This window comes from Paenibacillus algorifonticola (assembly GCF_000971975.1).
In the GTDB taxonomy this organism is placed as follows: Bacteria; Bacillota; Bacilli; order Paenibacillales; family Paenibacillaceae; genus Pristimantibacillus; species Pristimantibacillus algorifonticola.
Genome location: NZ_LAQO01000002.1, coordinates 265315 through 280230, shown reverse-complemented (window position 1 = coordinate 280230; position 14916 = coordinate 265315). Strand labels below are relative to the sequence as shown.

12 protein-coding genes are annotated in these 14916 nt (G+C 51.3%); 1 reads left to right on the top strand and 11 read right to left on the bottom strand.

Going from position 1 to position 14916, the window contains the following annotated elements:
- Window positions 1–23: 23 nt before the first annotated feature.
- The 8 genes from WH37_RS10955 to WH37_RS10920 form a co-directional block, all read right to left on the bottom strand.
- On the bottom strand, window positions 24–395 hold the full coding sequence (locus WH37_RS10955; RefSeq protein WP_046230597.1) for a sensory rhodopsin transducer: 372 nt from the start codon (window positions 393–395) through the stop codon (window positions 24–26).
- Window positions 396–417: 22 nt separating this feature from the next.
- The gene (locus WH37_RS10950) at window positions 418–2487 is read right to left on the bottom strand and encodes a bifunctional rhamnulose-1-phosphate aldolase/short-chain dehydrogenase (protein ID WP_046230596.1); all 2070 of its coding nucleotides are present in this window, start codon (window positions 2485–2487) and stop codon (window positions 418–420) included.
- Window positions 2488–3286: 799 nt separating this feature from the next.
- On the bottom strand, window positions 3287–3496 hold the full coding sequence (gene rpoZ, locus WH37_RS10945) for a DNA-directed RNA polymerase subunit omega (protein WP_046230595.1): 210 nt from the start codon (window positions 3494–3496) through the stop codon (window positions 3287–3289).
- 15 nt (window positions 3497–3511) lie between these two features.
- Complete coding sequence (gmk, locus tag WH37_RS10940) at window positions 3512–4129, bottom strand: guanylate kinase (RefSeq protein ID WP_046230594.1); 618 nt, start codon at window positions 4127–4129, stop codon at window positions 3512–3514.
- Between the two features lie 13 nt (window positions 4130–4142).
- A complete protein-coding gene (gene remA, locus WH37_RS10935) occupies window positions 4143–4403 on the bottom strand; it encodes an extracellular matrix/biofilm regulator RemA (RefSeq protein WP_005548256.1) in 261 nt (86 codons plus the stop codon).
- A gap of 333 nt (window positions 4404–4736) precedes the next feature.
- Entirely contained in the window at window positions 4737–6632 is a 1896-nt protein-coding gene (locus tag WH37_RS10930) for a bifunctional homocysteine S-methyltransferase/methylenetetrahydrofolate reductase (RefSeq protein ID WP_231594189.1), read from the bottom strand.
- A gap of 13 nt (window positions 6633–6645) precedes the next feature.
- Window positions 6646–7476 (bottom strand): diaminopimelate epimerase, encoded by an 831-nt coding sequence (dapF, locus tag WH37_RS10925; protein ID WP_046230593.1) that lies wholly within the window; start codon window positions 7474–7476, stop codon window positions 6646–6648.
- 120 nt (window positions 7477–7596) lie between these two features.
- Window positions 7597–10389, bottom strand: a complete 2793-nt coding sequence (locus WH37_RS10920; RefSeq protein ID WP_046230592.1) for a calcium-translocating P-type ATPase, SERCA-type — start codon at window positions 10387–10389, stop codon at window positions 7597–7599.
- Window positions 10390–10576: 187 nt separating this feature from the next.
- On the opposite strand from WH37_RS10920, the gene WH37_RS10915 reads away from it, so the two are divergent.
- A complete protein-coding gene (locus WH37_RS10915) occupies window positions 10577–12370 on the top strand; it encodes an Rqc2 family fibronectin-binding protein (RefSeq protein ID WP_046230591.1) in 1794 nt (597 codons plus the stop codon).
- A 125-nt stretch (window positions 12371–12495) separates the two neighbouring features.
- Here the strand turns inward: WH37_RS10915 and WH37_RS10910 are convergent, their stop codons facing one another.
- From WH37_RS10910 to WH37_RS10900, 3 genes are all read right to left on the bottom strand, one after another.
- Window positions 12496–13362, bottom strand: coding sequence for a PHP domain-containing protein (locus WH37_RS10910; protein WP_231594188.1), 867 nt, complete (start codon window positions 13360–13362; stop codon window positions 12496–12498).
- 11 nt (window positions 13363–13373) lie between these two features.
- The gene (locus WH37_RS10905) at window positions 13374–14285 is read right to left on the bottom strand and encodes a selenium metabolism-associated LysR family transcriptional regulator (protein WP_046230589.1); all 912 of its coding nucleotides are present in this window, start codon (window positions 14283–14285) and stop codon (window positions 13374–13376) included.
- 158 nt (window positions 14286–14443) lie between these two features.
- The gene (locus WH37_RS10900; RefSeq protein WP_046230588.1) at window positions 14444–14881 is read right to left on the bottom strand and encodes a hypothetical protein; all 438 of its coding nucleotides are present in this window, start codon (window positions 14879–14881) and stop codon (window positions 14444–14446) included.
- Window positions 14882–14916 lie beyond the last annotated feature (35 nt).

Below are 14916 nucleotides of genomic sequence, written 5' to 3'. Positions count from 1 at the left end.
CCTTTCCACTATAAAATATTATATTATTTAATGGGATAACCCAACGTTGACATTAAAGCATTTTCAGCTTGCGTGGAATCCAGCCTGCTGTACTGTACAATGACCGGAATGTCGCTTTGCAGCTCGATGGCATACGGAACGCCGATTGGAATCGGCACTCCGTTTTTGCCTAAAGAGCTGGTGCGGACATGCTTCGTACGTCTGGCAGGAATCACGACAAGAATATCGGTCATTGGGTCGCGGTCTTCGAAAAAGATCGTAATCCGCAGCAATGCTTCTTCCGACGATGTATTCAGTACACAGATGGACTCATGGCTAGGCAGCGAGCCGGAGCTCGTCTCTGGAATGTAACCGTCTGGTATAAACCAATGCTTTTCTCCCTGAGCTTTATACATATCCGCATCTCTCCTAATAAATTTAGCGGGTAAACGCTGCTGGTACGCCGCCGTCAATCGTCAGCATGCAGCCAGTCGTCTTCTCCGATTTCGATGAAGCAAAGAAAGCAATGCCTTCGGCAATATCACGCGGATAAATATTAACCAGCAGCGTCGTACGCTTGCGGTAATACTCTTCCAGTTGATCCGGCTCAATACCGTAAGCTGCTGCGCGCTCATTGCGCCAGCTGCCGTTCCAAATCGCCGAGCCTTGCAAAATAGCATCCGGAAGTACCGTGTTGACGCGAATACCAAATTCGCCGCCCTCAGCTGCGATACAGCGGGCCAAATGAGCTTCAAGCGCTTTAACAGAGCTGTAAGCCGATGCATTTTTACCTGCATATACCGAGTTTTTCGAGCCGATAAATACCATGTTGCCGCCGATGCCCTGTGTTTTCATTTGCTTGAAGGCTTCACGGGCTACAAGGAAATAGCCTGTGCCAAGCACGTTCATGTTCAGGTTCCATTCCTTGAGCGAAGTTTCGTCAAATGGGCTCGATGTAGCAAGGCCCGCATTGTTGACGATAATATCAACGCCGCCATAAGCAAGCGCCGTGTCGGCGTAAGCAGCAGCAACCTGCTCTTCGCTCGTTACATCCATTTTAACGGCAATCGCCCGGTTTTCGCCATACTTCTCATTGATTTCGGCTGCTACTTTCTCAGCGCCTTCAAGATTCAAGTCCGCAAGCACCACATGCGCGCCTTCAGAAACGAGGCGACGAGCTGTTTCGCTGCCGATACCGCCAGCACCGCCTGTTATAAACGCCACTTTACGGGAAAATTCTGTTTCTGCCGGAGCAAGCGACAATTTGTAAAGCTCAAGCGGCCAATATTCAACGTTGTAGGATTCATTTTCGCTAAGCGATACAAACTCGCCCAGAGCTGTCGCTCCTCTAATAACCGCAATCGCACGATGGTAAAGCGCGCCGCTAACTTTGGAGTTAGCCCAGCTTTTTCCGGTATTGATCATGCCTACGCCCGGAATCAAAATAACGCGTGGAGCCGCCTCGAACATCACATCGCCTTCATGCTTGTTGCGTTCAAAATACGCTTTGTATTGCTCTTTATAGGCAGCAATGCTTTCTTTCAGCTTCGCTTTAAGACCTTCTACATCGTCCGCGCTTGGTGTCCAATCCACAAACAGTGGAACGACCTTCGTATGAACGAGGTGATCCGGGCAAGCAGCGCCTACCTGGGAAACGACGCCCGAGTTGTGTCCGCCTACAAATTGCAGCACATCGGATTCGTCATCGAATGTCAAAATCATTTTTTTCTCGTCGCTCACTGCGCCGCGAATCGTCGGCATCACTTGTGCGGCGATGCTTCTGCGAACGTCAGCCGCCAGCGCCTCATGCTTCACGCCGCCAAACAGCTTCGCTTCATCAACGCGAGCTTCAATGTAAGCCTCCGCCTCGCTGATGATTTGAATTGTTTTTGCGTAGCACTCCTCTGAAGTCTCGCCCCAAGTAACCAGACCGTGCTTCTCCATAAGCACAAGCTCAGCCTTCGGATTGGCAAGCACGCCCTCCGCGATCATTTTGGAAAGAGTAAAGCCAGGACGCACATAAGGAACCCAGACGAAACGGTCGCCGAAAATTTCTTTCGCTACCGCTTTGCCATTGTCTGCGCAGCATAGGCTAATAATCGCATCCGGATGCGTGTGATCCACGTGCTTGAACGGCAGGAAAGCATGCAGCAGCGTTTCAATAGAAGCGCGCGGATGCTTAGAATCGATCATACAGTTCACAAGATACGCTACCATATCTTCATCAGACATTTCCGCACGTTCGAACAATGGACGAATATCCTCCATGCGCAAGCCTGTAAAATTGCCTGCCTTCATTGACGCAAGGTCGGAGCCGCTGCCTTTAACGAACATAACTTCCACATCGCGGCCGCGGAAATCCTTTACGATTGTTTTCGAGGAAGTGTTTCCGCCTCCCCAGTTACATACACGGCGATCAGCGCCAATAATATTAGAACGGTATACGAGTTCACCCAAACCTGCTTCAACTTCTGCTGCAAGAGAGGCATTCCATAAAGATTGTACCATTTTGCAAACCTCCGAAATCATATTTGTTTTTGCTTGTTTTTATACTAACATATTTGTTTGTCTTTGAATACACAAATTTCAAACAAAAACAAAGATTTATAGTCAAGTATTTATACAAAGTAAAAACAACATGATTTTCACATGCTAAGCCCCTCACAGCTGGGATGGTTGGAGCTTCGCATTTACGCCCGAATCATGCAGCCTGCGCCGTTTTCAGCAAGACCTTGTAGATCACGAATAACCTCTCACATAGAAAAAAGACCATCCTGCACGAAGGATGGTCCATTACTCACTCTAGGGCGTGTATGCAAACGCAAACAAGCCAGATGCTGATCCTGATTGAATTTAGCTTCAAACATGAATAGGAACTACGTCCGGAAAGGCAGCCTTGTGCATGGACTTTTGGCGGACACAGCGGCCGCTATTTCAACCGAATCACGCGTTATGGCAGAAGCTGCGGACTCAGGAGACGCTAATGCGCTGCCAAACGGTATTTTAATAGGATGACGAGGGCAATAACGGCTTTCCTGTCCGCTTACGGCCTGAAATCGTCTAAAAAGCCAAAATAGCGGAACCTCAGTCCTTCAAAAAAGGAGGTAGCGTGTCCCGAGCTGTGTGGTCCCTGCAGCACTCGCATGCAGAGCTTCCTTAAGCCTTGAACCATCAGATGAGATTGGTTTCAAATAAGTGCTGAGTAAGGAGTAGCGGCCCAATCTTGGTTTGCATGCACACCCTAGTCTCCTAAACAAAAAAACAACCGTCATAAATGACGGTTGCACAGTTATTCAGCAGCCTAATGCTACTCGTCGATCGGTTCTTTCGATTCTACGACAACGATATCGCCGTAAATCTCTTCAAGCGCTACACCGACAAATTTCGCCGATTTTGGCGATTTCAGCTCGGATTTTTCACCATTGCGCAGCATGCGCGCGCGTCTGGATGCTGCAACGACTAGCGAGTATTTGCTGTCGACTTTCTTAACCATTTCATCAATAGAAGGGTATAGCATGTTCCATCTCCTCGCTTAGGCTTTCTCGATTGCAGCTGGCAGCTCGCCCAGCTCCGCTAAATATTTGCTTGCCTTGCAATGTTCAGCCGTAATGATGCTCTCGATTCGGTGACAAGCAGCCTCAATCTCATCGTTCACGACCGCATAATCATAATGGCTAAGCAGATTCATCTCTTCTTCCGCCACCGTCATCCGGTGATTAATCGTGTCCTGCGTCTCCGTACCACGCCCCGTAATGCGCTGCTTCAGCTCATCCAAGGATGGCGGCACGAGAAAAATAAACACGCCTTCCGGAAATTTTTCCTTTACCTTCAAAGCGCCTTGAACCTCAATTTCCAAAATGACATCCTGACCGCCTGCCAGTGTCCGTTCAACGAAATCGCGCGGCGTGCCGTAGCAATTGCCGACATACTCCGCATGCTCCAGCAAGGCATCACAAGCCATCATTTCCTGAAACTGCTCTCGTGTCTTAAAGAAATAGTTTACGCCATCAATTTCCCCTTGCCGCGGTGAACGAGTCGTCGCCGAGACAGAGTATACGAGATCAGGCATCTTTTTCCGCAGAACGGAGCATACCGTCCCTTTACCTACGCCGGATGGACCGGACAATACAATTAACAATCCCTTATTCATAAGACTCCCCGTACTATTCGTCGTTATCGTCATCCTTGGTGGAAAGACGGTGTGCTACCGTCTCCGGCTGTACTGCTGATAGAATAACGTGGTCGCTGTCCGTAATAATTACCGCTCGCGTACGTCTTCCATATGTGGCATCAATAAGCATATGACGGTCGCGCGCTTCCTGGATAATCCGCTTAATCGGCGCCGATTCGGGGCTCACGATTGAAATAATGCGGTTGGCTGACACAATGTTGCCAAAGCCAATATTAATTAGTTTAATAGCCAAGTAAGCTCCCCCTCCGGTCTCCCTCGTGCAACTGCCCGAATAAACAAGATATAAGTATAAGTATTTGGACGATGAATGCACTCCACCTGCCAAATAACGGCAGAACTATTGCATTATTGTTGACGAAAAAAGTCCGGGGCATACGTTTTCCGCTAGGCGGACGTATAGACAACATCCGAACTGTACGACAGCCTGTCCTCGCCTTGCTATTCCAAACAGTCAGGGAGGCAGTATTCATTAGTATACATCTTAAATGATTTTGGCGCAACGAACAAGGGCAAAGCGCAAATTCTACATGAAAATGGCACTTTCCCCTTATACATTACGATGCTATTAACGATGAACGCCTGTTTTCTCCCAAACATATTCCGTAAGCTGTACCGCCATATCATAAAACATAAACGGTGTAATCAGGTAAATGCCTTTGAAATGGAGCACCGCCTCATCCAGAAGCTCCTTGGCAATACGGACGCCTTCAGCACGCCCCGCTTCCCCTTCAAGTCCAGCCATCCGCTGGCGAACTTCATCTGACAGCTGGATGCCCGGCACCTCATTGTGCAGGTACTCAGCATTGCGTCCGCTCGCTAGCGGCATAATACCAATAAAAACAGGAATCGGAAGATGGCTGGTAGCCTCTGCGATTTGTTTAATCAAAGCCGGATCGTAGACCGGCTGCGTCATAATATAATCGGCACCGGATTTAATTTTGCGCTCCAGTCGCTGCACGGCTTTGTCCAGATGTTTCACATTTGGGTTAAAAGCGGCGCCAACGATGAAGTTTGCTTTCTGCTTCAGCGGCTTGCCGGAGAAGGCAATGCCTTCATTCAGTTGCTTCGTCATCCGAATCATCTCGAAGGAAGTAAAATCATAGACGGAGCTGGAATCAGGCAAATCGCCAAATCGTGCCGGATCGCCTGTTACAGCAAGCACATGGTCAATGCCAAGCGCGTCAAGGCCCATCAAGTGGGATTGCGTACCGATCAAATTTCGGTCTCGACAAGCAATATGCACGAGCGGACGCAAGCCGACCTTCTCTTGTACGAGCGCAGCGAGCGCCAAATTGCTCATGCGCGTAACCGCCAGCGAATTATCCGCCATCGTAACAGCGTCCGTTCCACATGCCTTCAGCGCTGCTGCTCCCGCCATAAACTTGCTAATATCCAGATCGCGAGGCGGATCCAGCTCGACAATAACGGTATGACGCTCGCGGACCTTATCCACGATGTTCGGCTCAGTTGGCACGATGACATCCGGAATTTCCAGTTTCACCGGTGGTTGTTCGTTAATAACAAGGGTCTCTACTTCCGCAACAGCCGTTTCTCCAACTGCCTGTGAACCGCTTTGCGGTGAATAGTGGTTCAGCGCCGCTGCCATAGCAGCGACATGCTCAGGAGTCGTACCACAGCAGCCACCGACAATACGTGCTCCGTAATCCGCAAATTCGCGAGCAGATGCTGCAAAATATTCCGGCGTTGCCGCATACGTATATTTTCCATCCACATAGTCAGGAATACCGGCGTTCGGAAAAATCGACAGCGGCCATGTTGCTTCCCCTTCGATCGCTTTCATCGCCCTCATAATCCCATTCGGGCCGCTTCGGCAGTTAAAGCCAACGACATCTGCGCCTTCCTCTGTAAGCTGGTCGAACGCCTGTCTCAAGCTGACGCCATCCTGCGTACGGCCAACGTCTTCAACTGCGAATTGGCAGATGACCGGAATATCCGTCAGCTTGCGGGCAATCCGCAGCGCCAGCAGCATCTCGTCAAGATCGTAAAACGTTTCAAGCATAAAACCATCAACGCCCTCTGTCAGCAGTGCCGCCATTTGGCGCTCATAAGCATCGCTGACGCGGACGGTTCTTGTATTTTTAAGCTTTCCGGCGCGAATCGAGCCGACCGCCCCTACTACGTAAGCATCCGGGCCGGATGCAGCGCGGGCAATACGGACACCGGCACGGTTAATCGCTTCCATTTCCGCTTCCAAGCCGTAAATCGATAGTTTTTCCAGGTTAGCCGAAAACGTGTTCGTTTCAATGACCTGTGCTCCCGCTTCATAATATCGGCGGTGAACATTTTCGATTACATCAGGACGCAAAATATTAAATTCCTCATAGGAAACGCCGACAGGGAACCCCATCTGATAAAGAAAGGTTCCCATTGCGCCGTCCCCAGTCAAGATGCGCTCAGCAATTGCTGAGCGCAAATCCGGTTTGCTGTTCATCTCTCCCATAGCCGTATCCGCCTTATAATGAGCCGCGGAAAACTTCTGCCGCTGGCCCTGTCATATATACATGATTGTCCGCTTCATTCCATTCAATGAGCAGATCGCCGCCCTTTAGCGACACCGTTGCCGTCCGATCCGTGTAACCATTCAGCACCGAAGCAACGACCGTCGCGCAAGCGCCTGTACCACAAGCAAGCGTCGGGCCTGCACCGCGTTCCCATACGCGCATTTCCGTATGCTCGCGGGAATTGACCGTTACGAATTCTACGTTGATTTTCCGTGGGAACATTGGGTGCGTCTCCAGCTTTGGACCCCATGCAGCCAAGTCGAAATTAGCCGCATCATCTACGTAGATCACGCAATGCGGGTTGCCCATAGATACAGCAGTAAAGCGGAACTCGCGACCGTCTACTTCAATCGGATGCTCTACAACCTGCTCCTGGTCTACCGTTGTTGGCACCGCCAAGCCATTCAAAATCGGCTCGCCCATATCAACGCGAACGGTTTGAACCTTGCCGCCCTCTACTCTCAATTGCACCGCCTGTGCACCTGCGCCAAGCGTTTCAATCGTAATTAGTTCTTTATTAGTTAAGCCGTTGTCATACACGTATTTTGCGACGCAGCGAATCGCGTTGCCGCATTGCTCTGCTTCAGAGCCGTCAGAATTAATGATACGCATGCGGAAATCCGCATTTTCCGAAGGCAAAATGTATACGAGACCGTCTGCGCCAATCCCAAAAAATCGGTTGCACAAATCGATAGCAAGCTGTGCTGCGTTATCCGGAAGCTGCTGCTCACCTGCAATAACGATAAAATCATTTCCTAATCCGTGCATTTTCGTGAAATTCATATGTGTACGCTCCTTTGCCGCGGCTATCATTGATAAATAAAAGATTCTGATTAATGATAGCATACCGCAAAGCTTGGATAAACACTATTCACTAAATACATCAACTTTTGTACTTTTATGTTATCTCGTAGACATTTTGGAGCCAAACGTCAGCTTGCCCGATTTGTTTTTGGGCTTGGATGTGCCCAGCACGCTGCCAACTCCCATTAGGAAGGTCGGAATGCCAGCGGCGACAAATACGAGGCACCATTCACGCAGTCCGAGCGGCACCGTTTTGAAAATAGGCTGCAGCGGCTCAATGTAAAGCACACCGAGCATCATAATGAGCGACGATAATACAGCGAGCACCAAATAACGATTTTGCAGCGGATTACGGTGAAAAATCGAGCGCGAGCTGCGGCAGTCAAACACATGAATGAGCTGCGCCATTACGAGTGTTGCAAACGCGACGGTCTGCGCTTTAACCAAATGCTCTGTGCTTCCCGGTGCCTCGATCAGCGTAATCCAGAATGCCCCGAGCGTACATACGCCGATCAGCAAGCCGCGGCTAATGATTTTCCAACCAAGGCGGCGGGCAAAAATATTTTCTTTCGCCGAGCGCGGCTTCTGGCTCATTAAATCCTTCTCCGCCTGATCGACGCCGAGCGCCATCGCCGGCAGCCCATCGGTCACCAAATTGACCCATAAAATTTGGATCGGTACGAGCGGCAGCGGCAAGCCTACCATCATAGCAAGCAGCATCGTCATAATTTCGCCGACATTGGAGGCCAGCAAGTAGCGAATGAATTTGCGGATATTTTCATAAATATTCCGCCCCTCCTCAATGGCCGAAACAATGGAAGCGAAATTGTCATCGCTCAAAATGAGCGCGGAAGCTTCCTTGGATACATCCGTTCCGGTAATCCCCATTGAAATACCGATATCCGCTGCTTTAATTGCTGGCGCATCGTTTACTCCATCGCCCGTCATCGCAACGACATGCCCTTGGCGCTGAAGCGACTTGACGATGCGTAGCTTATGCTCCGGTGATACGCGAGCATAGACGTACACATTGTCTACCAGACGATCCAATTGCTCATCGCTCATGCTTTCAAGCTGCTTCCCGCTCATCGCGATGCCGCCGCGCGGCATAATGCCGAGCTGCCCAGCAATCGCTTCCGCAGTCAACTGGTGATCGCCTGTAATCATCACAGTCTTGATGCCTGCGCGGCGGCATACCGCAATCGCTTCCCTCGCTTCGCGGCGCGGCGGGTCAATCATGCCCGTAAGCCCTACGAATACGAGCTGGCTCTCCGCCTCCGCCTCGCTATTGCATTTATCTGTCGCCCGCAGATCACGGTAAGCGAGACCGAGCACACGCAGCGCTGACTGGGCCATCTCTTCGCTGGCCTCGGCATATTTTTGCTTAAGCGTACCTGTAAACGGCACAACCTTGCCGTCCCACAGCACATAGCTGCACTGGTGCATGAGCACATCTGGAGCGCCTTTCGCGTAAATGACGCGTCCTCCTTGATGGGATGCCAACACCGACATCAGCTTGCGCTCCGAATCGAACGGGAACTCCCGCTCTCGCTTGTACAGTCCTTCCAGCGATTTGGCGGTCAAGCCTAGCTTCGCTGCCAGCACGACGAGCGCTCCTTCGGTCGGATCGCCATTCAGCACCCACTCCTGCTTCGCCGCCCCTGCATTTTTACCACTGCGCTTGCGCCCATCCTCCGGCTCCACCTGATAAATCGAAGCATTATTGCACAGCGCCGCAACTTGCAGCAGCCGTTTAAGCGAGGCGTCATGCTTCATATCGACGGGCTCCCCGCCCTCCATAATCGCGCCGACGGGCTCATAGCCCTGCCCGGTTACATCGAGGCGGCGTCCGCCCATCCAAATGGTCGTGACGGTCATTTTATTTTGCGTCAGCGTACCTGTTTTGTCCGAGCAAATAACCGAGGCGCAGCCGAGCGTCTCCACCGACGGCAGCTTCCGGACGATGGCCTTGCGCTTGATCATCCGCTGTACGCCGAGCGCGAGCGCAATCGTCACAATAGCGGGCAAACCTTCCGGAATAGCCGCTACAGCAAGGCTGACTCCAGCCAAAAACATGCCATAAGCAGGCTGTCCATGCAGGATTCCTGCTGCAACAACAATAATCGTCAGGCCAATGGCGACGGCGATCAAAATTTTGCCCAGCTGCTCCAGCCTGTGCTGCAGCGGCGTTTCCATCGACTCCGTCTGCTGGATAAGCTCGGCAATCGTGCCCATCTCCGTTTTCATTCCGGTACGAATGACCATGCCCTTCGCGGTGCCCCGAGTGACCATCGTACCCATAAAGCCGATGTTGCGCTGATCACCGAGCGGCAACTCTGCCTCGGAAATCGCCATCGCATGTTTGCCGACTGGCACTGACTCGCCGGTTAAGGCAGATTCCTCCGTATAGCAGCTGTTCGCCTCCAGCAGCCGCACATCGGCCGGAATGCGGTCCCCGCTCTCCAGCAGAATCACATCACCAACGACCAACTCCTTCGCTGGAATATCCATTATTTGCCCACCGCGCAAAACCTTTGCTGACGGGGCTGACATTTCTTTTAACGCATGCAGCGACTTTTCCGCCCGAAACTCCTGCACGAAGCCGAGCACGGAATTAATGACGATAATGGCGATAATCGTTACCGCATCCAAATATTCGCCCAGAAGCCCCGATATAAGAGTAGCGCCCATGAGCACCAATACCATAAAATCCTTGAACTGATTGAGAAACAGCATGATGGGCGATACCCGCTTGCCCTCGGTCAGCTCATTGTGCCCATCCCGCTGCAACCTTTCCGCCGCTTCAGCGGCAGCCAGCCCCTGCTCCGGGATGCTGTTCAGCGCTTGCGTCAGCTCCCCTTTACCCAATTGATGCCATTTCAATTGTTCCATCGCTTGTTTCCCTCCCGTATATGCCTCAGCGCCCCTCGGACAGCCTCTCAAGCCTAAATGTATTCGGACAACCCGCAAAATATCCCAACAAGGGGTTAAGTTTTTGCCTCAACTATGGCATGATAGAGAAATACGTACCGATTTCAGGAGCCCCGAGTGACCTGAAACATAAAGGAGCTAGCGAATTATGGCCTTAGACGGCATTGTTATACATGCAATAATAGATGATTTGCAGCGCTGCATCGGCGCCCGCATTCATAAAATTCACCAGCCGACAGCAAACGACCTCATCTTCAGCATTCGCGGAGCCGGAATGAACGGCAAGCTGCTGCTTTCCGCCAATCCCACCTATCCGCGGCTTCACTGGACGACGGGCACTTACGTCAATCCGATGGAAGCCCCGATGTTCTGCATGCTGCTGCGCAAATACTGCGAGGGCGGCGTCATTGAAGCGATTAGCCAGATCGGACGGGAACGAATTATACATATCGATATTCGGCACCGCGACGAGCTCGGCGATTTATCCTTGAAACGCATTATTATTGAAATTATGGGGCGGCACAGCAACATTATTTTGCTTGATCCGGCTACGGGCATCATCCATGACGGCATTCATCATGTCACGCCTTCTATCAGCAGCTTCCGCATCGTCATGCCGGGCAGCAGCTACGTCTCTCCCCCTGACCAAGGAAAGCTTGACCCGCTTGCCATTGATGAAGAGGAACAGTTCCACGAGGCGCTCCACAAGCCGGAGCCGGCTCATGCCGAAGCAGCTGGCGATGAAGCTGACAGCACGCCAGCAGCGGAGAAGCAAGCTCGTGCGGATGCTCCCGTTTTTCAGCAGCTGGTAGACGCTTTCAGCGGTTTAAGTCCGCTGCTTGCCAAGGAGATTGCTTACCGCGCTAATGATTCCGCAGATGCCTTATGGCCGAGCTTCTCTGCTTTAATGGGCAAAGTAAAGCGGGGCGAATTTGAGCCTGCCATCGTGACGAACGCTAAAGGCAAAGCTTATTTTTCCGTTACAGCGCTCACGCATTTGGAAGGGGAAACCGTAAGCTTCCCTACCGTCAGCGAAATGCTGGAGGACTTTTATGGCGATAAAGCCGAACGGGATACAGTGAAGCAGCGCGCCTCAGACCTGATCCGTTTTGTGCAAAATGAAAAAGCCAAAAACATTAAAAAAATCGACAAGCTGGAAGAAACACTCGTTGGCGCGCATGATGCCGATAAGTACCGCGTCCTTGGCGAGCTTCTTACTGCCTATATGCATCAAATCCAGCGCGGGGATAAAGAAGCGACATTAGTTAACTTTTATGATGAAAATCAAGCGACGGTCACGATTGAGCTTGATCCGCAGCTCACGCCGTCGGACAATGCGCAGCGCTATTTCCGCCGCTACACGAAGCATAAGAACAGCATCGCTGTCGTTGGCGAACAAATGGAGCTGGCGAAGGCGGAAATTGATTATTTGTCCTCTCTGCTCCAGCAGCTCGGCAATGCGTCGCTTGCCGACACTGAGGAAATTCGCGAGGAGCTGGTTGCGCAGGGCTACCTGCGAGATCGCAGCAGCAAGCGGGGACCGAAACGCAAAAAGGCGGCCCAGCCTTCTCTGCTCTGTTACACCTCTTCCGAGAACATTGCGATTTACGTGGGTAAAAACAATACGCAAAACGAATATTTGACGAACCGTCTCGCCTCTTCCTCCGACACTTGGCTGCATACGAAGGACATCCCGGGTTCGCATGTCGTCATTCGCGGAGGCAGCTTCGGCGATGCTACACTTGAAGAGGCGGCTATGCTGGCGGCGCATTACAGTCAGGCGAGATCGTCCAGCATGATTCCGGTAGACTACACGATGATTCGCCATGTGCATAAGCCAAGCGGCGCCAAGCCGGGCTTCGTCATCTATGACCATCAGAAGACGCTTTTCATAACGACAGACGAACAGCGCATCAAAGCGCTGCCTTCAAAAATCACCTAAGAAAACAGTAGGCTTCAGAGGACCGTCCTCAACTGCACAACTTGACCTTGCTACACGCCATAAAAAAGGACGTGACCTTGCTGTTAAACACAGCTGGTCACGTCCTTTTTGTTTAAAAAGATCAATCATTCAGAGCTCCCGTCGTTAGACCGAGGCTTCAATTTCCCCAGCACGCCCGCATCCACCGTCCGGCTGCCAATTGCACCGTGGAACACCTTGCCTTCCCGTTCCCCGTGATAATCAGAGCCTCCGGTTACAATCAGCCCATATTGCTCGGCAAGCTGTAGATACTTTGCTTCCTCTTGCGGCCCGTGATCGGAGTGATATACTTCAATGCCCTGAACACCGCCGCTGCGGATCAATTCCTCCACCAGCTCGTCATTGCCGTATAGGCCCGGATGAGCCAGTATACTCACGCCACCCGCTTCCTTGATCCAGGTGATCGCTTCATACGGATGCACGCGTGGCGGATTGACATAGGCTGCGCTTCCCGAAGCAAGATAACGGTCAAACGCCTCCTGCATGGTAGAGACTGCTCCTTTGCGAATGAGCAGCTCCGCAATATGCGGACGGCCTACCGTCTTCCCGCTCACCGCACCGCCAGAGTGCTCCAGCGCAACCGCTATAACCTCTTCCAGCGTTATGTCTAGGCCCAGCTCCACCAGCTTGGCAACGATTAATTCATTGCGATTGTCACGAACAGAACGCAGCCCCGTAAGGCGCTGCTGCCATAGATCATCCCGCCAATTCGCATAATAGCCAAGCACATGAATATCCTGCCCATCTGCCACCGTACTAAGCTCTACTCCAGGCACTACCGTGATGCCTAAACGCTCACCTTCCGCCAGCGCCTCTTCCACTCCAGCCATCGTATCATGGTCGGTAATCGCAATAGCAGCCAGCCCGGCTGCCTTTGCAAGCTGCACATTGCGACTCGGGGAGCCTGTACCGTCCGAAGCCGTCGTATGCGTATGTAAATCTACCTTCCCCATAACTTCACTCCTCATAGCCATTTCCTCAAATCATTTTCTCTAAGAAACGTTAAAAAAGTGACCGCAGAAATCGGCAGCAGCGCAGATTTCAAATAAATCGAATAAAACTGCCGTTTAAACTTCGTATCTACTATCGGCACGCTATGTAATAAGCCCAGCGCAATTTCATGCTTGGTCGATGAGGAGGACAGAAAAGAAATGCCTAAGCCCGCTTCTACCGCACATTTTACCGCGCCAGTGCTTCCAAGATCCATGACGACCTTTAGATCGGAAGGATCAATATTTTTGCGCTTCAGCTGCTCCTCCATCACAAGCCTCGTTCCAGAACCTTGCTCGCGCAGCACAAAAGGATAGCTCGCCGCCTCTGTAAGCGTCACATCCGTCCGCCCCGCTAGCGGGTGGCCCTGCGGCACAACGAGATGCAGCTCATCGCTCATGACGGCCTCCATCTGCATATCCGGATGATTGACCGGCGCTTCAATGAGCCCAAAATTGAGCTGATGATTTATAATATCCTCCATAATTTGCGCCGTGTTCATCACCTTCATGCTGATGGCAATGTCCGGATAAGCTTGCCCGAAAGGACCTAGCAGCCTCGGCAGTATGTATTCTCCAATCGTCAGACTGCCTCCAAGCAGCAGCCGTCCCTTTAATTGCTTCGTAAACAAGCTCATCGCTTGATCTGTATCTCTAATTAGCTCAATGCTGCGTCTCGCGTATGGCATCAACTCCTGCCCCGCTTCCGTCAGCTCGATTCGCTTCGTGGAACGCAGCAGCAGCTTCGTGCCAAAATAATCCTCCAGCGACTGAACCTGCATCGTCACGGCCGGCTGTGTCATGTGGAGCGCTTGCGCCGCGGCCGAAAAACTGCCCCGTTCCGCAACGGTATAAAAAATATGCAGTTGATGAAAATTAAGCGCCATCTGTCCGACCATCCTTTCCTTGTCCTATATTATACTATATGGCTAGGCCAAAACGCACGAAAAAGCGCAAGTCTCGTTCATCGCATGGCTAGCTGCTGCTTCACCATACTTGCGAATCGAAGATGCGCTTTCATTTTTAAATCAATATAAGGACCGGTTTATTTTTTCTTGCGGCTATTTTTAACGAGCGTCATTCGCCGGGAATGGCGCAGCCAGGAATAATAGGATTTCAAATCTCTAAGCTCCATCGTCTCCGACATTCGGCCAAGGAACGTCACGATAATCATTTTATGCAGCGGGTTCCCCAAGATGTCCGTATCTGTCAGGGAAGGCGAAAATTCGGCTACGAATACCAAATCATTGTCAATTAAATAAACATCCTGTTCATTGCGGTAATACGACTCGATTCTGCCCTGCTTCAAGCATTCCCACAAAAATTCTGCGATGTCCTCATAGCCAGTTTTCTCATGTTCAACTCGATCAATCCAGCGGCTACGGGCATGATTCGTAATGACAATATCAGAAACTTTCATATCGCCCAGATCGACATAGAACGTTTCATAGGTGCTCCATCGTTTCGTCAACTTGTCCTTCATCACGAATCCCCCTCCTAAAGAACCAGGTCTTTATG